At 65.6% G+C, this 21,569-nt stretch carries 21 protein-coding genes; 3 read left to right on the top strand and 18 right to left on the bottom strand.

The window, feature by feature from the left end; translation table 11 throughout:
* Positions 1 to 57 precede the first annotated feature (57 nt).
* Together Q344_RS0122550 and Q344_RS0122545 are read left to right on the top strand one after the other, a co-directional pair.
* Positions 58 to 1,209: a CaiB/BaiF CoA transferase family protein gene (locus tag Q344_RS0122550; RefSeq protein ID WP_028288707.1), complete on the top strand. Its 1,152-nt coding sequence runs from the start codon at positions 58 to 60 to the stop codon at positions 1,207 to 1,209.
* A 40-nt stretch (positions 1,210 to 1,249) separates the two neighbouring features.
* A complete protein-coding gene (locus Q344_RS0122545) occupies positions 1,250 to 2,023 on the top strand; it encodes an SDR family NAD(P)-dependent oxidoreductase (protein WP_028288706.1) in 774 nt (257 codons plus the stop codon).
* A 74-nt stretch (positions 2,024 to 2,097) separates the two neighbouring features.
* Here the strand turns inward: Q344_RS0122545 and Q344_RS0122540 are convergent, their stop codons facing one another.
* Positions 2,098 to 3,627, bottom strand: coding sequence for a class I adenylate-forming enzyme family protein (locus Q344_RS0122540; protein WP_028288705.1), 1,530 nt, complete (start codon positions 3,625 to 3,627; stop codon positions 2,098 to 2,100).
* A 131-nt stretch (positions 3,628 to 3,758) separates the two neighbouring features.
* On the opposite strand from Q344_RS0122540, the gene Q344_RS26260 reads away from it, so the two are divergent.
* Positions 3,759 to 3,905, top strand: coding sequence for a hypothetical protein (locus Q344_RS26260; protein ID WP_156954791.1), 147 nt, complete (start codon positions 3,759 to 3,761; stop codon positions 3,903 to 3,905).
* A gap of 4 nt (positions 3,906 to 3,909) precedes the next feature.
* Here the strand turns inward: Q344_RS26260 and Q344_RS0122535 are convergent, their stop codons facing one another.
* The 17 genes from Q344_RS0122535 to Q344_RS0122455 form a co-directional block, all read right to left on the bottom strand.
* Positions 3,910 to 5,067: an acyl-CoA dehydrogenase family protein gene (locus tag Q344_RS0122535; RefSeq protein ID WP_028288704.1), complete on the bottom strand. Its 1,158-nt coding sequence runs from the start codon at positions 5,065 to 5,067 to the stop codon at positions 3,910 to 3,912.
* A gap of 30 nt (positions 5,068 to 5,097) precedes the next feature.
* The gene (locus Q344_RS0122530; RefSeq protein ID WP_028288703.1) at positions 5,098 to 5,565 is read right to left on the bottom strand and encodes a MaoC/PaaZ C-terminal domain-containing protein; all 468 of its coding nucleotides are present in this window, start codon (positions 5,563 to 5,565) and stop codon (positions 5,098 to 5,100) included.
* Positions 5,566 to 5,604: 39 nt separating this feature from the next.
* On the bottom strand, positions 5,605 to 6,780 hold the full coding sequence (locus tag Q344_RS0122525) for a thiolase C-terminal domain-containing protein (protein WP_028288702.1): 1,176 nt from the start codon (positions 6,778 to 6,780) through the stop codon (positions 5,605 to 5,607).
* Between the two features lie 47 nt (positions 6,781 to 6,827).
* On the bottom strand, positions 6,828 to 7,979 hold the full coding sequence (locus Q344_RS0122520) for an acyl-CoA dehydrogenase family protein (protein ID WP_028288701.1): 1,152 nt from the start codon (positions 7,977 to 7,979) through the stop codon (positions 6,828 to 6,830).
* A 7-nt stretch (positions 7,980 to 7,986) separates the two neighbouring features.
* Positions 7,987 to 8,388, bottom strand: coding sequence for a Zn-ribbon domain-containing OB-fold protein (locus Q344_RS0122515; protein WP_028288700.1), 402 nt, complete (start codon positions 8,386 to 8,388; stop codon positions 7,987 to 7,989).
* On the bottom strand, positions 8,385 to 9,245 hold the full coding sequence (locus Q344_RS24905; protein WP_051631025.1) for an enoyl-CoA hydratase/isomerase family protein: 861 nt from the start codon (positions 9,243 to 9,245) through the stop codon (positions 8,385 to 8,387). Before Q344_RS24905 ends, Q344_RS0122515 begins: the two co-directional genes overlap by 4 nt.
* 14 nt (positions 9,246 to 9,259) lie before the next feature.
* Entirely contained in the window at positions 9,260 to 10,081 is an 822-nt protein-coding gene (locus Q344_RS24900) for an SDR family oxidoreductase (protein WP_211249954.1), read from the bottom strand.
* Between the two features lie 40 nt (positions 10,082 to 10,121).
* Complete coding sequence (locus tag Q344_RS24895) at positions 10,122 to 10,904, bottom strand: enoyl-CoA hydratase/isomerase family protein (protein ID WP_036540395.1); 783 nt, start codon at positions 10,902 to 10,904, stop codon at positions 10,122 to 10,124.
* Between the two features lie 206 nt (positions 10,905 to 11,110).
* On the bottom strand, positions 11,111 to 12,301 hold the full coding sequence (locus tag Q344_RS24890; protein WP_051631023.1) for a CaiB/BaiF CoA transferase family protein: 1,191 nt from the start codon (positions 12,299 to 12,301) through the stop codon (positions 11,111 to 11,113).
* Between the two features lie 67 nt (positions 12,302 to 12,368).
* On the bottom strand, positions 12,369 to 13,484 hold the full coding sequence (locus Q344_RS0122490) for a C4-dicarboxylate TRAP transporter substrate-binding protein (RefSeq protein ID WP_156954790.1): 1,116 nt from the start codon (positions 13,482 to 13,484) through the stop codon (positions 12,369 to 12,371).
* An 84-nt stretch (positions 13,485 to 13,568) separates the two neighbouring features.
* Positions 13,569 to 14,879: a TRAP transporter large permease gene (locus Q344_RS0122485; RefSeq protein ID WP_028288698.1), complete on the bottom strand. Its 1,311-nt coding sequence runs from the start codon at positions 14,877 to 14,879 to the stop codon at positions 13,569 to 13,571.
* Positions 14,876 to 15,373: a TRAP transporter small permease gene (locus Q344_RS0122480; protein ID WP_028288697.1), complete on the bottom strand. Its 498-nt coding sequence runs from the start codon at positions 15,371 to 15,373 to the stop codon at positions 14,876 to 14,878. The genes Q344_RS0122485 and Q344_RS0122480 overlap by 4 nt, the downstream gene beginning before the upstream one ends.
* Before the next feature lie 268 nt (positions 15,374 to 15,641).
* The gene (locus Q344_RS0122475; RefSeq protein WP_028288696.1) at positions 15,642 to 16,754 is read right to left on the bottom strand and encodes a C4-dicarboxylate TRAP transporter substrate-binding protein; all 1,113 of its coding nucleotides are present in this window, start codon (positions 16,752 to 16,754) and stop codon (positions 15,642 to 15,644) included.
* A 54-nt stretch (positions 16,755 to 16,808) separates the two neighbouring features.
* Positions 16,809 to 18,116 (bottom strand): TRAP transporter large permease, encoded by a 1,308-nt coding sequence (locus Q344_RS0122470; protein WP_028288695.1) that lies wholly within the window; start codon positions 18,114 to 18,116, stop codon positions 16,809 to 16,811.
* Positions 18,117 to 18,118: 2 nt separating this feature from the next.
* Complete coding sequence (locus Q344_RS0122465) at positions 18,119 to 18,679, bottom strand: TRAP transporter small permease subunit (protein WP_028288694.1); 561 nt, start codon at positions 18,677 to 18,679, stop codon at positions 18,119 to 18,121.
* Between the two features lie 48 nt (positions 18,680 to 18,727).
* Entirely contained in the window at positions 18,728 to 19,939 is a 1,212-nt protein-coding gene (locus Q344_RS0122460; protein WP_028288693.1) for a CaiB/BaiF CoA transferase family protein, read from the bottom strand.
* 196 nt (positions 19,940 to 20,135) lie between these two features.
* On the bottom strand, positions 20,136 to 21,569 hold the full coding sequence (locus tag Q344_RS0122455; protein ID WP_036540392.1) for a 3-hydroxyacyl-CoA dehydrogenase NAD-binding domain-containing protein: 1,434 nt from the start codon (positions 21,567 to 21,569) through the stop codon (positions 20,136 to 20,138).

Raw genomic sequence — 21,569 nt, 5'->3', positions numbered from 1 at the left:
CACGGCCGCGCCCGGTCCGACAGAGTCCACCCCGATGCCGAAAGTGAAGGAAATCCCATGGGCGTACTGAGCGGATTGAAGATTATCGAAATGGGGGCCATCGGTCCCGTGCCCTTTGCCGGGATGCTGCTGTCGGACATGGGGGCCGAGGTCATCCGCATCGACCGGACGGTCCCGAGCGGCCTCGGCCTGCCGCGCGAACCGAAATACAACATCACCTCCCGCGGCCGCCGCAGCATCGCCGTGGACATGAAGACCGAAGCCGGCCGCGCCCTGCTGCTGGACCTGGTCGGCAAGGCGGACGCACTGATCGAGGGCTTCCGGCCCGGCGTCATGGAGCGCCTCGGCGTCGGCCCGGACGAGGCACTGGCCGTGAACCCGCGCCTCGTCTTCGGGCGGATGACCGGCCTCGGCCAGACCGGACCGATGGCCAGGGATGTCGGGCACGACCTGAACTACCTCGGTCTCGCCGGCGCATTGTCCACCATCGGCCCCAAGGACGGACCGCCCTCGGTTCCGCTGAACCTCGTGGCCGATCTGGGCGGCGGGGCGCTCTACCTCGTCGTCGGTGTGCTGGGCGCGCTGCTCGAGGCGAAGACCTCGGGCAAGGGACAGGTGGTCGATTGCGCGATGGTTGACGGGGTCAGTTCGCTGGTCGCGACCTATCACGGCGACGTCGCCGCCGGTCGCTGGGTCAGCGAGCGCGAGAGCAACATCGTCGACGGCGGCGCGCCGTTTTACCGGACCTACCGCACGAAGGACGGTCGGTATGTCAGCGTCGCGGCCATCGAGGCGAAATTCTTCCGCGAGCTCTGTGAAGGCATGGGCATCGAACCTGCGGACCTGAAGGAACAGTATGATCGCGACGGCTGGCCCGACATGCGCGCGCGGTTCGAGGAGGTATTCGCGTCGAAGACGGCGGCCGAGTGGGACGAGGCGATGAAGGATCGCGACGCCTGTTTCGGGCAGGTCCTGACGCTGGACGAGGCGCAGGCGCATCCGCACATGAAGGCGCGCAATGCCTTTGTCGAGGTCGACGGCGTCCCGCAACCTGCCCCTGCCCCGCGCTTTTCGCGGACACCGTCGGAGGTCCGGGGATCGGCACCGGTCGACGGGGCCGACACCGACAGCATCCTCGACGACTGGGGTTTCGACAAATCCGCGCAGGACGCGCTCTGGACAAGCGGCGCGCTTGGCGACCGGACATAGACGCGGCCCGCGCCGCACATATGAAACGAAGGAGAATTCAATGTTTCCCAATGCCTTCAACGGCATGACCTGCCTCGTAACCGCAGGCACCTCGGGCATCGGCCGTGAAACCGCTCGGCTGTTCGCCGCATCGGGCGCGGCCACCGTGATCGTCAACGGACGCTCGACTGAAAGTGGCGAGCGCGTCCGGTCAGAAATCGCGGCGGCCTACCCCGAGACCGAAGTCCTGTTCGTCTCTGCCGACCTGACCGACCCGGCACAGCTGCGCGATATGTTCGCGTCGATCCAGGCCAAGGTCGGTCGCCTTGATGCTTTCGTCCATTGCGGCGGCGCGCAGGTGAAACCGGGGTTCTTCGCCAATCTCGACGCGGACGACGACCAGGCGCATTTCGACGGCCACGTCCGCAGCTTCATGAACTGCTGCCGCGCGGTGATCCCGATGATGACCGAAGGCGGGTCCATCGTCGCCGTCGCCTCGGACGCGGGCAAGCTGGCCACGCCCGCCGAAACCCTGATCGGCGCGATGAAGGCGGCGGTCATCATGTTCTGCCGCACCCTCGCGCTCGAGGTGTCGCGCCAGAACATCCGGGTCAACGTCATCACGCCGTCCATCATCGCGGACACCAAGTCATACAACCGAGTCATGGCGACCGAGGCGGGCGCGCGGATCTTCGGCAAGGCCGCGTCCAAGGCGAAACTGGGCGTGCCGACCCCGGTGGACGTGGCGCCGACCTGCGTGTTCTTGGCAAGCCCCTACAGCAGCCGCCTGACCGGGCAGGCCATCAGTATCAACGGCGGCATCTCCGCCGCCTGATCCTCGGTCCTGAGGAAATACGAAAGCCGTCCGCCAGCAAGGCGGACGGCCTTTTCATTTCGCGGAAGCAGCCCTTACCGATCTGGCCAGTAGGGCGCGCGCAGGTCCTTCTTCAGCACCTTGCCGATATCGCTGCGCGGCATCTCGTCGAGGATCACAACCTCTGACAGACGCTGCGTCTTGCCCAGCCGTTCGTTGGCCCAGTCCCGCAAGGCCTCGGCGCCGATATCACCGCCAGTGCCCAGCACCGCGAAGCCGAGCGGCGTCTCGCCCCAGGCCTCGCTGGGGACTGCGATCACGGCAGCTTCGGTGACGTCCGGGTGCTTCATCAGGACCGCTTCGAGGTCTGCGGCGTAAATGTTGAACCCGCCCGAGATGATCATGTCCTTCTTGCGGTCGGTCAGGTGGATGAACCCGTCCTCGTCGATCCGGCCCATGTCGCCGGACCGGATGAAGTGCTGGCCCTCGGGGCTGGTCCAGATCAGCTCCTCGGTCTTTTCCGGCAGGTTGTGATAGCCCGGCATCATCGACGGCCCGCGGCCAACCAGTTCGCCGAACTCGCCCTGAGGTAGCTGGTTTCCGGTCTCGTCGATGATCCGGATATCGACGCCTTCGCCCGGCTTGCCGACAGTGTCCCACTTGTCCGGAAAGGCCCGGTAGTTCAGCGAACAGGACACGCCGCCCTCGGTCATGCCGTAAACTTCGATCAGGTCGCCCGGCCAATGCGCCATCGCCTTCTCGATCGTCGGACGCGGCAGCGGGGCCGAGGTCGAGATCTTGCAGACATAGCTGCTCAGGTCGTGGTCGCCGAAGGTCGGTTCGGCCAGCAGGCGCATGTATTGCACCGGGACCAGCACGGTGTGGGTCAGCTTGTGGCGCTCTGAAAGCTCAAGGAACTTGAGCGTGCTGAACTTGGGCATGACGAACAGCGTCGCGCCGAAGATCAGCGTGGGGACAAGGCCCAGCAGGGTCGTGTTCGAATAGACCGGCGTCGAGATGATGAAGCGCGACTCCTCGGTCAGACCGAAGCGGATGACGCGGGCCAGCTGGCGGGACCGGAACCGGTGTTCGTGCACGATCCCCTTGGGCAGCCCGGTCGTGCCCGAGGAATAGATGATGTCGAACAGGTCGTCGGGCACCACATCCGCGGGCTCCGCCGGTTCCGCATCAGCCGCCCAGTCGAACAGACGCGACAGGTCGAGGACCTGCGGGGCACCCATCCCCTTGGCGGTCTCCATGAATGCGGGCGAGGCAAACAGCAGCTCCGCCCCGCTGTCCGCCATCATCCGCTGCAGCGACTCCGCCGTGGCCGAGATCGGCAGCGGCGCGACGCAGGCGCCGGCATAGACCACCGCCGCGTAGATCACGACGTTCTCCAGCGAGTTCTCGGACAGCGTGGCGACGATGTCGCCCCGACCGATCCCCTGCGCATTCAGCTTGCCTGCCACGCTGGCGACCATCGCCCCGAAGTCGTGCCAGCTGACCTCTCGTTCCTCGATGACGACTGCCGGCTTTTCACCGAGCCGGGCCGCGTTCTTGGCGATGGAGTGGCCGAGGCTGAAGAAGGTCTCGTTTTCGACGTCGGGCGGGATGAAACGGAACATGCGTGTCCTCGGATGATTGGCGGTTTCGGGGTGTTCGGTCACAGCGGCTTCAGTCGCGCACGCCGTTGTTCGGCCGACCGCGGGAAGCGGGGGAAATCATGCGCTCAAGACTCTCGCAGCCGGATTCTTGCATGCTGAATAATATTCCACTCGCTGAATTAGGTCAAGAAATGTGCAAGGCGGGTGGACGTCAAAAATCTGAAAAAATATCGCAATCACAAATAGATGGCGCGGGCGAAACGACGCCCGCGCTCAGATCGAAGTCAAATGCCAACTGATCCGTTACATCAGCCCCATGCGCTTGCCGATGACGTTGCGAAGGATCTCGTTCGTGCCGCCGCCGATCGGGCCGACGCGGGAATCGCGCCAGAACATCTGCATCATGTGGTCCATGCTGTACCCGGCGCCGCCCATGACCTGCATTCCCATGTCGGCACACTGGACGTTCTTTTCGGTGGTGAAGATCTTGGCCACAGCCGACGCTTGCGAACAGTCCGCGTCGGCGTCCAGCAGACGCGCCGCGCGATAGGTCAGGCCGCGCCCGGCGTCGGTCATGATCTGCATGTCCACCAGCTTGTGCGCAACCGCCTGATAGGACGAGACCGGATGGCCGAACTGCACCCGTTCGCGCGCATAGCCCGAGGCATAGTCCACGATCCGCTGCATGTTGCCGACCGCCGAGGCCGACAGGCAGATCCGTTCGAGGTTCAGGCCCAGCATCAGCTGCCCCCAGCCCCCGTTGATCGTTCCCAGCATGCGGTATGCCGGGACGCGGACAGAGTCGAATGTCACGGTGTTGGCGTGGATGGTCCGCCGTCCGAGCGTCTTCATCGGCGTGATCGACACACCGGGCGCCTTCGCGTCAACGACGAACATGGTGATCCCGCGATGCCCGGAGTCGGGGTCGGTCTTGGTCACGACGATCAGCTGGTCCGCCACATGCGCACAGGTGATGTACATCTTGTGGCCGTGAATGATGAAGTCGTCGCCATCCGCGCGGGCGCGCGTCTTGATGCTGGCCGCGTCGGAACCGGTGTCCGGCTCGGTCAGGCAGAAGGCCATCTTGCGGGTGCCGTCGATGATGCCCGGCAGGATCTCGTCACGCAGTTCGGGTGTGCCCGCGACCTGGACGTGACGCCCGCCGTAAAGGACCGAGGTCAGGTAGGCCGAGGCGAGCTGCGTGTTGTGGTAGGCCACCGTCTCGATGAAGAAGGTGAAATCCTCCATCGAGGCGCCGAGGCCGCCGTTCTCCTCGGGGTAGAGCAGACCCATGTACCCGGCCCGAGCCAGCGCCTGATAGGCCTCTTCCGGGAATTCCCGCGCCTCGTCCATGCGCAGGGCCACGTCGGGCGGCAGAAGCCGCCCGATCATCTTGCCGAGCGAGTCCCGCATCAGCTTCTGGTCTTCGGTCAGTCCGAACTTGTCCATTCCGTCGAGCATGCGGGCTCCTCCCTTCTTGTCTGCGCGGTCTTACTGCGGGCGGCGGCGATAGAGCAGCGTCGCTTCCATCTCCTGCACGGCTTCGCCGCGCTGGTTCCGGCAGGTCCGCTTGAGGGTGATGACACCCTTGTCCGGCTTGCTGGTTTCCTTCTTGTCCAGAACGGTCTGCTCCAGACGGATGGTGTCGCCGTGCAGAACCGGCAGCAGCATCTTCCAGTTGTTGATCTGCAGAAGCGCCAGCAGGGTGCCGTCGTTCACGCCGCTGGCGTATTGCAGGCCACCCATGACGGCATAGACCAGCGGGCCGTGTGCGATCGGCTCGCCGAACTGCGTGGTCTTGGCGTATTCGAAGTTGGTGTGCACCTCATTGAAGTCGCCGCTGAGGCAGGCGAAGTTCACGATGTCGGTCGAGGTGATGGTGCGCGCCGGGCTGACCATGGTCTCACCCACTTCGAAATCCTCGAAATACTTGCCGCGCGGCTTGGCTTCGGTCGTCATCTCATTTGCTCCTTGATGTGATGGTATCTGCGTGTCGGCTCAGCGCGGTTCGCGGCCGAGGATCAGCGTGCAATGCGACGACAGGATGCCGCCCTCGTTGTGGACGATGCCCACCTCGGCGCCTTCAACCTGCCGCGCGCCCAGACCGCCGCGCAGCTGGCGCACCGCCTCGACGATGCCGAACAGGCCGCCCGCCGCACCGGCATGGGCATGGGACAGCATCCCGCCATGGGTGTTGATCGGCAGCGCACCGCCGACATTCGCCGCGCCGGAGGTCCAGTGCGCGATGCCCTCGCCTTCCTTGCCCAGGCCCAGTTCCTCGAATTCGAGGACCGGCACGATGCTGAAGCAGTCGTAGAGCTCGGCAAAGTCCATGTCCTGCGGCCCGAGGCCCGCCATGTCATAGGCGATGCGGCTGGATTCCTTGGCGCCGAACTCGGTCAGGCTGGGGGCGCACATCAGGTGCTCGTGCGTGTGGTGTTCGCCGATGCCGTGCAGGTAGATCGGCTGACCCTTGAGGTCCTTGGCCCGCTCCGGCGAGGTCACGATCATCGCGCCGCCCGCGTCCGAGATCAGGCAGCAGTCCAGCATGTGCAGCGGATCCGCGATCGGCTTGGAGGCCAGAACGTCCTCGGGCGTGATCGGCTTCTTCATATGCGCGTTCGGATGCAGCAGCGCGTTGGCGCGGGTCACGGCGGGCACATGCGCCAGATCCTCGCGGCTGAGGCCGTACTTGTGCATGTAGCGCTGCGCGATCATTGCGTAGAAGGCGGGGATCGAAAAGCCGTAGGGCTGTTCGTAATAGGGATGCCCTACGGCCAGCAGGGCGGCCACGGCCTCGTCCCGGCTGGTGCCCGTCGCGCGGTTCTCGCCGGCGCAGATCAGCACCGTCTCGGCCTGCCCCATGGCGATCGCCTCGGCCGCGTGCTTGAGCATCACGGCGGGCGAGCCGCCGCCAACGATGACCGATGCGTTGAACCGCGGCTTGATGCCGAGGTATTCGCACATCACGCTGCCCAGCATGAAGTAGGGCTCGGTAAAGGAATAGGCGGTCAGCAGGCCGTCGATGTCCGACGGCTTCAGCCCGGTTTCCTCGAGCGCCCGCATCGCCGCCTGCGCGTTCAGGCCCAGCCCGGTCATGCCGGGGACCTTGCCGATGTCGGACTCGCCGACGCCGACGATCGCCACGGAGTTTCTCAGAGTGCCTTCAGGCATGTGTCAGTTCCTTCCTGTCAATTCGAACACGGCCACGCGGCCTGAAATCAGCTGGCCCACCGGTCGAGATCCCGCCCGATGAGTTCCTTCTGGATTTGAGAGGTGCCGCCGCCGACCGTCCCGTTGCGGGCATCGCGCCAGTGGCGCTGCATGTCGTGGTCGTAGGTGTAGGCGGCGCCGCCGAGGATCTGCATGCCCTGCGTCGTCACCCGTGCCAGCATCTCGGACACGAACAGCTTGGCCATACTTGCCTCGGTCGCGCAGGGCATCCCCTGGTCGTAGCGCCACGCGGCGTTCTGGGTCAGCCATCGGCCCGCTTCGACATCGGTCGTCATCTCGGCCAGCATGTGCTTGATCGCCTGGAAGTCGCGGATCGGTCGGCCGAACTGGTTCCGTTCGCCCGCGTATGTGATCGCGTCACCGAGCGCGCAGAGGGCACAGCCCATGTAGTTCGCGGCCAGCATGATCCGTTCGCGCTCAAGATGCGCGGTGATCGCCGCCCAGCCCTTGTTCACCTCGCCCACCACGGCATCCGCCGGGATGCGCACGTCGGACAGGAACACCTCGTTGGTGCCGATGATGTGGCGGCCCACGGTCTTCATCCGCGTGACCGTGACGCCGGGGGCGTCGTTCGGCACGAGGAACAGCGAGATGCCGTCGCGCTTGCTGGCCTCGGGGTTGGTGCGGGCGGCAAGGATCATCACGTTGTCCTTGGCCTTGGCGCCGGTGGAATAGACCTTCTGCCCGTTCAGCACCCAGTCATCCCCGTCGCGCACCGCGCGGGTCTTGAGGCCCGCGGCATCCGACCCGGTCTCGGGTTCCGTCAGCGAGAAGGACAGCTTGACCTCGCCACTGGCGACGCGCGGCAGGTAGCTTTCGCACTGCGCCTTGCTGCCGGAATTGGCGAGGATCGCGGCGCCCCATGCCTGCAGCGCCAGCCGCGTCGGCAGGTCGACGGACATGCGCCCGAATTCCTGAAGGACCAGCACGCATTCGGCCATCGGGTTGCCCGTGCCGCCATAGGCCTCGGGCACGAACATGCCCACGTAACCGGCGCGTGCCATTTCCTGGTAGAGCTCTTCGGGAAAGACGCCCTCTTCGTCCCATTTGCGGACCTTGTCGCGGGGACAGTGCCGCGCGACGAAGGCGGCGGTCTGTTCCTGGATCAGCCGCTCCGTTTCGGTCTGTGAGAAATCCATCGCGACCTCACTTCGCCAGTTCGAAGACCGCGAGCTTTTCCTCGCCGCGTGCTTCGAACGTCATCCGGACCGGATCGCCGATCGTCACCGACAGCGCGTCGTCTCCGACCAGCGCGGACGGCATCCGGGGCCCTTCGGCGAGGTCGATAAGAACGACCACGTAGGGCACGCGCGACGCGAATGCGGGCGACGAGGCGCGGCGCACGATCGAGAAGGAATGCACCGTCCCCTCGCCCGAGGCCTCGCGCCACTTGCGGTTCGGGGACCAGCAGACCGGGCACATGTGGCGCGGCATGAAATCCAGCGCGCCGCAGTCGCCGCATTCCTGGAGCAGCAGCTTTTCCTGCTGCATCGCATCCCAGAATTCCTGCGAGTCTGCGTTGCGGGTCGGTTCGAGCAAAGCGGTCATGACGAGCGTCCTTCCTTGGCGGTATCAGGCGAAATCGACGGCGGCAGGCCGTTGGAAACGGGGTCGGCCGCGGCGGCGGCGACGAAGTCGGGCTTGCGCTTCTCGACCAGCGCGCCGAGGCCCTCCTTGAACTCGGCGCTCGACATGGCCATCGCTTGCCCGAGCTCCTCGTAGAGATACATGTCGTCCAGCCCGTTCTCGAAGGTGCGCAGCATGATCTGCTTGGCGAGGCCCATGACCTCGGCCGGGCCCTCGGCCAGCTTGCGGGCCAGTGCGAGGCCGCGGTCGTGCAGCTCGGCGTCGGGGACGACCTCCATCGCGAGGCCCAGGTCATGCGCCTGCTTGGCGTCCATCGTCTGGTTGCCGAACAGGAAATTGCGCGCCCGCGCCATGCCGATCAGGCGCGGCAGGGTGTACATGGTCATGATGTCCGGGACCGCGCCAAGGCGAAAGAACCCGGCCATGAACTTTGCGCTTTCGGCGGCGACGATCACGTCGGCGGTCAGGGCCAGCCCCATGCCGCCGCCGACCGCGTAGCCCTGCACGCCGCAGACCACCGGGCGGTCCAGCGTCATCAGCGGCAGCAGCACCGTGTTCAGGTGGCGGAACCGGCGGCGCACGGCCCAGGGGGCCGAAGCAACCTTGAGCATGTTCAGATCGCCGCCCGCGCAGAAGCTTTCGCCCTTGCCGCAGAGATAGATCGACCGGATCGACCGGTCTTCCTCGATGTCGCGCAGCACGGTCTGCAGCGACCGGCGCATTTCCGTGGTCAGCGCGTTGCGCGCGCTTTCATAGGCCAGCCGGACGATCAGGACCGGGCCGTCGCGTTCGGTTTCGACGTGGATCAGTTCGCTCATGTCTCTTCCCCTCCTCAGGCCACGGCCGGTGCGTTCTGCGACACGACCACGCGCTTGCGGTCACGACCGCCGTCGACGACCAGATCGGTGCCGGTGATGTAGTCGCCGCCCGGACCGGCGAGGTAGACGATCGCGTTGGCGATATCCGAAACCTGACCCATCCGGCCCAGCGGGACCGATGCGATCTCGGTCGCGAGGCGCCCCTTTTCCTCGTAGATGCGGCGCACGCCCTCGGTCCCGTCGATCGGGCCGGGCGCCACGGTGTTGCAGCGGATGCCGTCCGGGCCCCACTCCGTCGCGAGGCTGCGCATCAGCGACATGATCCCTGCCTTGGCGGCCCCTGCGTGGGCGCAGCCCGGCCAGCCTTCCATCGCGCGCATGGTCGAGATGGCGATGATCCGCCCGCCGAATTCCGACGCCTTCAGCGCGGAATAGGCCGCGCGGCAGCAATGGAACGTGCCGTTCAGGTCGATGTCGATCACCGTGCGCCATGCGTTCGCCGACATTTCGGCGGTCGGCGCGACGAAGTTGCCGGCGGCGTTGGCGATCATGATGTCCAGCCCGCCGAACTCGGCCACGGTCTGTTCCACCGCGCGGGACACGCTGTCGTAGTCGCGCACGTCCAATTGGATGGCCAGCGCCTGACCGCCCTTGGCGATGATGTCGTCGCGGGTCTTCTCGATGTTCTCCAGCTTGCGGCTGGCGACGACGACCTTGGCGCCTGCGTCGGCAAGCGTGTGCGAAATGCCCAGCCCGATGCCAGATGCGCCACCCGTCACGAAGGCCACCCGTCCGGCGAGGCAATTCTCTGCAAACATCGTCTTGGTCGTGTCCATTCCCATATTCCGAACTCCAGTTTCGCTATTCCTGCGAGGCTCAGCGCCCCTTCTTGGTTGCGGCGGCCAGCGCCGCGGCATGTCCCGGCAGACCGGCGGCAAGGGCCATCGCGTCCACCTCGTGATCAAAGCTCGCCTGCATGCGGTCGGCCCATGCCCCGCGCATCAGGTTCTTGGTCAGCGCCAGCGCGCCTTCGGGCATCGCGGCCAGGTCGGCGGCCAGCGTCTCGGCCGCGTCGGCGAGGTCCGCATCGGGCACCACGCGGCGGGTCAGCCCGGCCTGTTTCGCCTCGGCGGCGGTCAGGGTGCCACCGCTCAGCAGCAGGTCGGCGGCCAGTGCCGGGCCCAGCTTGGCCGTTAGCAGCACCGATGCGCCGCCGTCCGGCACGAGGCCCAGACGGACGAAGGGAAAGACGATCTTGGCGCCCTCGGCCATTACCAGGATGTCCGAGGCCAGCGCCAGCGACGCACCGCCGCCTGCCGCCGCGCCCTGAACGGCGGCGACGAAAATCAGGTCGGAGCGCACCATCCGCGCGTGATGGTCCTGCGCGATCCTGAGCCGCGCGCGCCAACCGAAGGCGGTCGAAGGGAAACTGTCCAGATCGCCGCCCGCGCAGAAGGCCCGGCCCTCGCCGCGGATCAGCACGACGCGGACGCCGTCCGCCGCCTCGACCTCGTCCAGTGCGCGTCCGAAGGCGGCGCGCATGTGGCCTGACAGCGCGTTCAGCCGGTCGGGACGGCGCAGCGTGATCGTGGCGACGGCGCCCGAGATGTCACAGCTTACGGTGCCCTCACCGGTCGGTTGTGCGATCTCTGCGGACATCTGACTTACTCTCTGGTTTCGCGTTCTTCGGATGGGACAGGTGCAATTCCCGTGCCAGTTCCAAGGATCGGAGGGAGGGAAAAAGCGTCCCCGCGGTCCGCCGTGGCGAACGACGCGGGAACGCAGTAACACGTCACGCTGGGAGGTAGCGCTTACGTGTCGTGGCCGGACCCCGATTGGGAGGAAGGGATCCGACCGGGAGAGTGTCAGCGGCCGGAAGTGTCCAGCTGCTGCACGATGCCGTCCGCGATGAGCTTTTCGACCGTGTCGTCGGACAGCTCGAAACCGCCGAGGATGTCACGGGTGTGCTGGCCCGGATCCGGCGCGGTGGTGCGGTCCTGCGTGTCGCGCAGGGGTGTGATGCCGGGAATGTTCGCGACCGGCAGGCGACCGAAGTCCGGATGGTCGACCCATTCGTAGGCGTTGACCGCCTGCGCATGTTCGTCCTCCAGCCAGTCGCCGTAGCTGTTCACCTTCTCGGCCATGACGCCCGCCGCCAGCAGCCGCTCGATCCAGAAGACCGAGGTCTGCTTGACGAATTCGGCCTTCAGTTCGGCCACGAGGCTCTTGGCATTGGCATTGCGCGACGGGATGTCGGCGTAGAGCGGCGAAGTCGCGAGGTCCGGGCGCCCGACCACGTCGCAGAGCGCGGTGTAATGCGCATCCCGCATCGCGCTGACGAGGATGTGGCCGTCGGACGCCTCGAAGATGCCCGAGGGGGTGTAGAGCGGGGGCGGATTGCCGCCCTCGTCGTGGAATTCCATGATCTTGGCCGCCTGAAAGGCCGCGGCGCTCTGCATCAGGTTGACGTCCAGATAACTGCCCTGCCCCGTCTTTTCACGGCGCATCAGGGCGGCGCAGATGGCGGAAAAGCCGTAGACGCCGGTCATGATGTCGATGGCGATGATGTTCTGGCGGAACGGCGGGCCCTCGCCCCCGTTCATGATCATCATCCCGGAATAGGCCTGCAGCAGCCCGTCGACGCCGGGCCGTTCGCGGTAGGGCCCGACCTGGCCAAAGCCCGAGACGGACAGATAGACCAGCCCCGGATTGTCCTTGGACAGAACGTCGTAGCCCAGCCCGATCCGCTTGGCGACGCCGGGGCGGAAGCTTTCGACGAAGACGTCGCAGGTCCCGGCCAGCTGTGCGCTCAGGTCACGGCCCTCGGGGCGGGACATGTCGATGACGATGGACCGCTTTGCGCGGTTGAAGGCAAAGAAGTGGATGGTCTGGAAATTCTCGCGACGGCCCAGCACCCGACCCCAGTCGCCGCCCGGCGGTTCGACCTTGATCACGTCGGCACCGTTCAGCGCCATCAGCATCGCGGCATGGGGGCCCGCGACCCCCTGGCTGGCGTCATAGACGCGCACCCCGGTCAAGGCTTCCGACTTGGTCATTTCCATTTCCCTCCCGTGAAATCCGGGCGCGTGTGGACGCGCCCGGATAGATCATATGCAGCCGGTATCAGTTGCCCAGCTTGGAATAGATCTCGCGGCGCAGGGCCTCTTCGACCTTGGCGACGTCGCCACCGGCCTCGTCCGAGATCTTCTTCCACTTGGCGAGGTTCGCGACGAAGGTGTCGGCCAGCGCCTGTGCATTCTCCGCGCCACGCTCTTCCGCTTCGGCGACCGCCGACTCGATTTCCGATTTCTGGTACTCCGCCAGCAGGGCGCCCAGTTCCGGGTCCTTGCCGTTGACGGTCACGCCGTGTTCGGACGCTTCGGCAATCGCCTCTTCATCCTCTTCCGCGTAACCGATGGCCAGCCGCGCGAGCGCCGCCGGAACCTCGTCCGTGATCATGGCGCGCGCTTCGTCGCTCAGACCTTCCCAGGTGTCGGTGTTGAAGGCGATCAGCGCGCCGCCGCCGAAGGCACCCATGTCCTGACGCAGCACGTGCTTGGACACGTCCCAGAGCGACAGCGACTTGAGCCAGCCGACAGAGCCGTAGACGCAGTCGAGCTGACCGCGCTGCATGGCCTCGTAGGCTTCGGAGTTCGCGACGTTCACCGGAACGCCGCCCATTTCCGCGATCCAGCGGCCATAGACGTCACCGGCGGACCGGATCTTGAGGCCCTGGATGTCGGACAGCGTGCTGACCGGGTCCTTGCACATCAGGTTGTAGGGCGTCGTCGCATAGGCGCCGAGGTAGGTCACGTTGTGGCCCTGGTATTCCTCGAGGCAGGACGGGCAGCCCAGCAGAACGGTTTCGTTCAGCGCGCCGACCATGGTGACCGGATCTTCCATCAGCATCGCCATGTCGGACATGGTGGTGTTCAGCGGGATTTCGTTCGGCACATAGACCGACACGATGAAACCGCCGTCGATCAGGCCGGTCTCGATGGCCGACAGCGTGTCCTTGGCCCCGGCCAGTGCGCCACCGGCCTGCAGGGTGATCTTCAGGCTGCCGCCGCTCTTTTCCTCGAGCGCCTTGAACATCGGTTCCAGCGCGAAAACGTTGCCAGGATGGGTCGGCGGCAGGTAGTTCGCGTATTGCAGGTTCTGCGCCATCGCCGGTGCGGCGGTGAGTGCGCTTGCGGCCAGAAGGGCCGCGGCTGCGATTTTTCCTGAGTTGGTCTTCACTTAGTTTCCTCCAGTGAGTGCAGCGGTGCTGCGTTGAGAGACTGGCGTTGCGCCGGGCAGATGGCCCGCCCGGCAGTCACCGGTTCATTTGACGATCAAGCTTGGCAGCCAGAGCGAAATGGCCGGGAAGCTTATCAGCAGGGTCAGGACGACGAGCTCGGCCAGCAGGAACCAGGTCACGCCCTTGAAGATCGTGCCGAGCGCGATCCGGTCGCCCGCCACGCCCTTGACGACGTAGACGTTCAAGCCGACCGGCGGTGTAAGCAGCCCGATCTCGAGATACTTGATGACGAGGATGCCGACCCAGATCAGGTTCATGTCCATCGCTTCGAACAGCGGGTAGAGCACCGGCAGCGTCACCAGCATCAGGCCGATCGGATCGAGGAACATGCCGAGGATGAAGTAGATGATCGACACGCCCAGCAGGAAGACGAGCGGATCGACTTCGGACGCGTTGAGCTGCTGCACCATCCAGAACGGGATGCCGCTGAGCGCCAGAAGCCGGGTCAGCAGGATCGCGCCCATGGCGACGAAGAAGATCGAACCAGTGGACGTCACCGCTTCCATGATGCTTTCGAACATCGCCCTCTTGGTCAGGCGGCGCTGGAGCACGGCGATCAGCAGCGCGACGAAGGCACCGACGGCGGCGGCCTCGGTCGCGGTCGCGATGCCCGCATAGATGCTGACGACCACGGCGAAGAACAGGACCGGCACCGGCCAGGTTTCGCGCAGCGATGCCCACTTCTCGGACCACGACACCGTCTCCTGCACCTTCGGCGCGAGCTTCGGGTTCGCGACGCAGCGCGTCAGGATCAGGACGGTATAGACGGCGGCCGTCAGCAGGCCCGGCAGGATACCGGCGATCAGCAGTTCGCCGATCGGCTGTTCCGTGAAGGTGCCATAGATCACCAGCAGGATACTTGGTGGGATCAGCGACCCGATGGTGCCGCTGGCCGCGACCACGGCGGCCGTCAGGCCGGGATCGTATTTCGCGCGCAGCATTTCAGGGATGGCGATCCGGCCGATCGCCGCAGCGGACGCGAGGCTGGAGCCGGACACGGCAGCAAAGCCCGCACCGGCAGCGTTGGTGGCGATGGCCAGGCCGCCCGGCAGGAAGTTCAGCCAGTTCCGCGCGGCGGTATAAAGGCTGGCAGTCAGGCCGGTGTGAAAGACGATGGCCCCCATCAGCAGGAACAGCGGCACGGCGCTGAGCGTCCAGTGGGCGACGAACTGGTAAGGCAGGTCGGCAACGGCTGCGACGGCGGCCTTGGGGCCACGGATGGCCCACATCCCCAGCAGCGAAACCGCACCGAGGGCGATACCGACATGCACCCGCATGGCAAGCAGAACCAGCAGCCCCCCGAGGGACAGAAATCCGATAACCAGAGGTGTCATTGAGCGTGTGCCTCGCTGTCTTTCTTGAATGCGCCGTGGACGATCTGGATGGCCATCAGCACGAAGGCGATCGGCACCAGCCAGCGGGGCGGCCAGATGATGAGGTCGAAGTAGATCAGCCCGACTTCCTCGCCGGTGCGCATGAGCGCGGCGGCCTTTTCACCGCATGCCCATGCTACGACCAGCAGGTACGCAGCGCTGAACAGGGCGACGAGGATCGACAGGATGTGGCGCACAAGGACGGGCAGCAGGTCGGTCACCAGCGGCACCGAGATGTGTTCGCCCGACCGCTCAACATACGGCAGCGCGAGATACACCGCGATCGGCATGAAGTAGTAGGAAACGATTTCCAACGTGCCGGTGATCGGCATGTGGAACAGGTATTTGGCCGAGACGTCGGCCATGATCAGGGCCAGCATGAGCATCAGGCAGATGCCGGCGATCACGCCTGTGACCGTGCTGATGCCGGAGAGGATGCGGTCGAGCGCTTTCATTGGACCATACTCCCGGTTTCGGGTCGCGCCGATCCGGTCGCGTGGTCCCCTGTCGTTTCGCTGCGCAGCATCCTTGTCCTCCACGTTGTCGTTCTGCCCGGACACGCTGTTGCGCGTGGCGGTCACCCGTTCATTTGCAAACGGCGGGCCAAAACTCGGACCCGCGGAAAATCGGTTGCCAGATAACAATTATTTTATGTGCAGGCCGGACGGCGGACACGAAAAGGCCGGCGGCAAATCCTGCCGCCGGCCTCGGGTATTGCCGGGATCACATGTCCAGTTTGGAGTAGATCTCGCGCTGCAGGGCTTCTTCGTATTTCGCCGGATCGTGGCCGATCTCGGCGATGATGCCCTCCCACTTCTCGAGGTTCGCGAGGAACGCGTTCACGATCTCCTCGGCGCCTTCGATGCCTGCGTCCTGCGCCATCTTGATGATCAGGTCGGCCTCGGTCTTGCGGTATTCATCGACCATGGCCATCTCTTCCTCGGACGGCGTGTTGATGGTGATGCCATCCGCGGCGGCGCCGGTTTCGGCATATTCGACGTCATCGCCGATATAGCCCATGACGGTCGCACCCGAGACGGCCTTGGGGGCCGCGGCGATGATCGCCTTTTTCTCGATGTCCGACAGCGAGTCCCACCGGTTGGTGTTGATGTTCGCGATGCTGCCGCCGAAATACGCGCCCGACGGCAGGTCGTAGACGTATTTCGCCACGTCGCCGAGCGAGAAGGTCTTGAGCCAGCTCAGCGAACCGACCGTGCATTCGACCTGGCCGCGCTGCAGCGCCTCGTAGGTGTCAGTGGCCGGGATGTTCACCGGCGTCGCGCCGAGGTGGTTGATCCACCGGCCCGTCGCGCCGGCCGCGCGGATGCGCCAGCCCTTGATGTCCTCGATGCTGGTCACTTCCTTGGCGCACAGCAGCTTGTACATCGAGGTCGAATAGGCCCCGAGGTGCTTCACGTTCCAGTTCGCCCATTCTTCCATGCACTGCGGGCAGTTCAGGAGGGTCGTCTCGTTGGTCGCACCGGCCACGACGGCGGCGTCACCGCCGAAGGCTGTCAGGTTGGTGATGACCGAGTTATAGGGCAGGTCCGACGCATGGTAGAGCGACACGACGATCCCGCCGTCGACGATCCCGTCGCGGATGCCTTCCAGCGTGGTCTTGGCCCCGACCAGCGCGCCACCGGGAATGAACTGGAAGCTCAGCGATCCTTCGGAGACCGTTTTGGCCTCTTCCATGAACCGCTCCATCCCGAACTTGTTGTTGCCGTGCTCGGGCGACAGGTAGCTGCCGTAGATCAGGTCGGTCGCCTGCGCCGCGGTGCCGATCGAGGCGACCGCGAGCGTCAGAACGGACGCATATGTTTTCAGGTTTTTCATTTTCTCTCCTCCGTTGATTGATGGGCCGCCCGGCGCTGGACCGGGCGGGATGGTCTAGCGCATGAAAGTCACAAGGAAGGTGCTGATCGACGGGAACGCGATGAGCAGCGCCATGATCACGATCTCGGCCCCGAGGAACCACGCGACCCCCCTGAACAGCTTGTCCAGCGACACGGTGTTCCCCATCACGCCCTTGACGACGTAGACGTTCAGTCCGACCGGCGGCGTCATCAGCCCGATCTCGACCAGCTTCACGACGAGGACGCCGATCCAGATGATGTCCATGTCGTAGGACCGGAAGATCGGCAGCATGACCGGAAGGGTCAGCAGCATCAGCCCGATCGCGTCGAGGAACATGCCCAGCACGAGGAACACGAGGCAGGCCAGCAGCACCAGCGTCAGGGGCTCCGGGCTCCAGTCGTCGATCCAGCCCGAGATATGGAACGGCAGGCCGCTGAGCGCGAGGAACCGGGTCAGGAACATCGCGCCGACCGCGACGAAGAAGATCGCGGCGGTGCTTTCCAGCGTCTCCACGACGCTGTTCCAAAGGGCCGTCATCGTCAGCGACCGCTGCACCATCGTTACCAGCAGGGTGAAGAAGGCGCCAAAGGCCGCGGCCTCGGTCGAGGTGAAGAACCCGCCGTAGATACCGCCCAGAACCAGGATCGAGATCACCGGCAGCGGCCAGACACGGCGCGCGGCGGCCCGGTATTCGGCATCGTTGCTGTCCAGTTCGGTCCGCGGAGCGATGCTGGGGTTCAGCCAGCAGCGCAGCGACACCATGCCGATGTAGACCGCGACGGTCAGCAGGCCCGGCAGGATCCCCGCGATCAGCATCTGGCCGACCGAGACCTGCGCGAAGACGGCGAACAGCACCATCAGGATGCTGGGCGGGATCAGCGCGCCAAGTGTGCCGGTCGCCGCGATGGCGCCCCCGGCGAGGGCGGGCTGGTAGCCGACCTTCAACATCTCGGGCGCCGCGATCCGGCCAAGTGCGGCTGCGGTGGCCATGCTCGACCCCGACACGGCCGCGAAGCCCGCGCCGGCGAGGTTGGTCGCGATGACCAGACCGCCGGGCAGCTTGCGCACAAGGCGCCGCATCACGACGAAAAGCGCCTCGGTGATACCGGTGTTGTAGGCGATGTTCCCCATCAGCAGGAACAGCGGGATCGCCGACAGCGACCAGTGCGCGACGAAGTCGTAGGGCATGGATTTCACCATGCCGATGGCCGCGTTGATGTCGCGGATCGCCAGCACGCCGAAGAACGACACGAGCGCAAGGGCAAGGCCCACGGGAATGCGCACCGCAAGCAGCACGATCAGGCTGCCGAGGCCGACAAGGCCGATGGTCATCGCGCTCATGGTCAGGCTCCGCTTTCGTCGTTGTGGTTTTCGGGATCGCCCTGCCCGCCCCGCGGACCGGCAAGTCCGGCGGCCTGACACAGCAGGACGATGGCCAGCGCCGAGGCGCTGATCGGCAGCAGCCAGCGCGACAGCCAGATCAGGACGAAGCCGTCAGGCGTGACGATCTTCTCCTCGATCTCGGTCTTTTCGATCGCGACACCGCCTGTCACGATGACGAAGCCGATCGCGGCCAGCGCAAAGATGACGCGGACGATGGTGTCCAGCCGGTGAACGGCGCGGGGCGACATCCATTCGGTGAACAGGCTGACCATGATGTGCGCGTGCCGCCGCTGGACCATCGCCAGCGGCAGGAACACGGCCATGACCATGTAGTAGGAGGACACGACCTCGATCGTGCCGGGCAGCGCGACGCGGAACAGCGCGCGCGCGATGACGTCGATGACGACATGGATCATCATCAGGAACAGGCCGATCCCGGCGATCAGGATGAACACATCCGTCAGCCGGCGCGTCGCCTTCCAGATCACGCCGTTTCCTTCGGCGCTTGGCATCTGTTGCATCACACTCCCCCTTGCTCTGCAGTCATGTCGGTCGGAAAGGCCGCCTCCTCAGTCGGCCTTTCGGACGCTCCCTTCGGCCAGCAGCTTTCCGATCCTGTCGTCGTCGTAACCGAGGCCCTTGAGCACCTCGACGGTGTGCGCGCCCATCCGTCCGGCCGGACCGCCGATCCGCGGCGGCGTGGCGGAAAAGCTCACGCTCTGCCGGGTGGCGAGGATCTTGCCACTGTCGGGATGATCCACCTCGGTAAAGAAGTTGACCGCATTCAGATGCTCGTCCTCGAACAGGTCCTCGAGGTCCTGCACCTTGGCGACTGGAATGTTGTATTCGGCCAGCGTCTCGAGCCAGAACGCCGAGGGGCGTTCGGCCATGAAGTCCGCCAGCATGGAATAGAGCACCTCGTAGTTGGCGCTGCGGGCGGCGTGGCTGGAGAAGCGCGCATCCTCGATCAGGTCCGGGCGGCCGACGATGCGAAAGAAGTCGGCCCAGTTCCTGTCGTTGTAGGGCAGCACGCACAGGTAGCCGTCCTGCGTCTTGTGCGGTTTGCGCAGCTGCGACAGGACGCGGGCGTATCCGGGCGGTTCATCCTTGCCGAAGGTGCGGTCGCCCAGATGCTCGACCAGCAGGAACTGGACCGAGGATTCGAACATCGGCACCTCGATCGCCTGCCCTTCGCCGGTCGCCTGCCGGTGATAGGCGGCGGCGAGGATCGAGTACGTCAGCACGAGGCTGCAGATCTTGTCGTTGATGACGTTCGGGACGAACCGCGGCTCGCCCACCAGATGCGCGTTCAGCGCGGCAAAGCCCGACAGGCCCTGGATGATATCGTCATAGGCCGGTTTGGCGGCATAGGGGCCGTCGGCGGCAAAGCCGTAGGCACCCGCATATATCAGCGAGGGATTGATCTCGCGCAGGTCGTCATAGCCGATCTTCAGCCGCGCGGCGGCGGCGGGGCGCATCGTGTGCACGAACACGTCGGCATCGCGGATCAGATCGTGCAGCACCGCCAGCGCGTCGGGCTTTTTCAGGTCCAGCGTGATGACCTTCTTGCCGCGGTTCACGTTCAGGTGGACGGGGCCCATCCCCGTTTCGCCATGCTTGCCGACGAACCGCATGATGTCCCCGGCCGGGGACTCGACCTTGATCACGTCGGCGCCAAGGTCGGACAGGATCTGCGTGGAATAGGGACCGAAGACCACCGACGTCAGATCCACGATCTTCAACCCCTTGAGGGGTCCGTTCGGCGCCGCGTTCGATGTCATTCGATGTCCTTCCAGTCTGATCCGCAAAGTGTGGTCCGGTCGCGAACCGGTCATCAGGGAAGTAGCAAGCCACGTGCCAAAACCGGCCGCTCACCGGACGGTGTCGGATGCAACCGGACGCATACTGGGGCGCGCAAAGCAGAAGGGGCAGCGCAACCGCTGCCCCTCTGAAACTGGCTCAGAAACAGCGGCTGCCTCAGTCTTCGAGCGCCTCGGCCGCCAGCCGAAGGCGCAGCGAGGCGCGATAACGCGGATCGCCGGTGGCCTCGTGTAGCGCGTCGAGGACACTCAGCACGCGCGCCAGGCCGATTTCCTGTGCCCAGGCGATCGGACCCTTGGGATAGTTCACGCCGTAGCGCATGGCGAGGTCGATACCGTCCTCGTCGGCGACACCCTGCATCACCGCCTCGAAGCCCTCGTTCGCCAGCATCGCCACGGTGCGCATCACCACAAGCCCCGGCCAGTCGGCCAGGCGTGTCGCCGCCACGCCCTGCACCTTGAGCGCCGCGACGAAACGCGCGATCACCTCGTCCGAGACACCGGGCGAAACGGTGAAGCCCAGCCGTCTCGTCGTCCCCTCGATGAACAGGTCGTGCAGGATGACGGGCCGGTCCGCATCGCGCGCCTCGGCCCGCGCGGTCCGCCCGCGGGTCGTCATGATCAGAACGTCGTCGATCCGCCCGCTGGCAAGGTCCGCCGCACCGGCGGTGTCACCTGCCGACACAGTCGCCGGGCGGGGCATCTCGGCCCCGTCGGAATAGTCGTAGAACCCGCGCCCGGTCTTGCGCCCGAAGCGTCCCGAATTCACCAGTTCCAGTTGGATGATCGAGGGGCGGAAGCGCGGCTCGTTGTAGAAGGCTTCGAAGACGGACAGGTTGACCGTGTAGTTCACGTCGGCCCCGATCAGGTCGATCAGCGCGAAGGGCCCCATGCGGAACCCGCCGCCTTCGGTCAGCAGGGCATCCAGTGTCGCCGGATCCGCCACCTGCTCCTCGTAGAGCCGCAGCGCCTCGGCATAGTAGGGCCGCGCGACGCGGTTGACGATGAAGCCGGGCGTGGATTTGGCGTGAACCGCGATCTTGCCCCATGCCTCGGCGGTGGCGAAAACGGTGGCGGCCACCTCGGGCGCGGTGGCGACGCCCGAGATCACCTCGACCAGCTTCATCACCGGGGCGGGGTTGAAGAAGTGCATGCCGACAAAACGCTCGGGCCGCTTCAGGTCGCGGGCGATGGCGGTCAGCGAGATCGACGAGGTGTTGCTGGCGAGGATGGTGTCCTCCGCCACGATCCCCTCCAGCTGGCCGAACAGCGATCGCTTGACCTCGAGGTTCTCGACGATGGCCTCGACCACCATGGCGACGCCAGACAGGTCCTCGGGGGCCGTGGCGATGGTGATCCGCCCGACCAGCGCCTCGACATCCGCCTCGGTCATCTTGCCGCGCGCCACCAGACCGTTCAGGCCCTTGGCGATCCGCGCCTTGCCCTTCTCGGCCGCGCCGTCGAAGGCGTCGTAGAGCAGGACGGGATGACCATTCGCGGCCGCAAGCTGCGCGATCCCCGCGCCCATCGTTCCGGCGCCGATCACGCCGATGGTCCGGTCCGTGCCAAGTGCAGTCGCATTGGTGGTCAT

The organism is Pseudooceanicola nanhaiensis DSM 18065 (assembly GCF_000688295.1).
Lineage (GTDB): Bacteria > Pseudomonadota > Alphaproteobacteria > Rhodobacterales > Rhodobacteraceae > Pseudooceanicola > Pseudooceanicola nanhaiensis.
Note: the sequence above shows the minus strand (reverse complement) of the source record. Positions and strands in the feature narration are given on the sequence as shown.